General features: G+C 66.5%; 1 protein-coding gene. It reads left to right on the top strand.

All coding sequences use genetic code 11. From position 1 onward, the window contains the following. Positions 1-170: 170 nt before the first annotated feature. A partial coding sequence (locus AN218_RS38835; RefSeq protein WP_171908546.1) for a hypothetical protein occupies positions 171-452 on the top strand: 282 nt, incomplete at its 3' end.

The raw sequence follows: 452 nt of genomic DNA, 5'->3' as shown, positions 1-452 counted from the left end.
GCCGAGGCCGAGGTTGTTCCGTTGCTGACGGAGGGTGTCTCCCTGGCGGCGGTCAACGGACCGTCGGCGGTGGTGGTGGCGGGCGTCGAGGCCGAAGTCGCCGAANGGAAGGTCATCGCACGCGGAGGCTGCGGGTTTCGCATGCGTTCCATTCGCCGTTGATGGAGCCGATGCTGGAGGACTTCCGCACGGCGATCCAGAACCTGACTTTTGAGGCGCCCGGTATTCCGGTAGCGGCGTGGGGTGATGTGTCGACGCCCGAGTATTGGGTGGAGCACGTCCGGGAGACGGTGCGTTTCGGCGACAGCGTCGAATGGCTCGCTCAGCAAGACGTGTCGGCGTACGTGGAGTTGGGTCCGGACGGCGTGCTCTCGGCCATGACAGCCGCGATCACCCCCGACACCACCACGGTTCCCTTCCTGCGCAAGGACCGTGGTGAAGAAGCCGCGGCG

The organism is Streptomyces nanshensis, assembly GCF_001751255.1.
GTDB classification, from domain to species: domain Bacteria; phylum Actinomycetota; class Actinomycetes; order Streptomycetales; family Streptomycetaceae; genus Streptomyces; species Streptomyces nanshensis_A.
The sequence above is the reverse complement of the archived record's forward strand: the minus strand, read 5'-3'. Positions and strand labels throughout refer to the sequence as shown.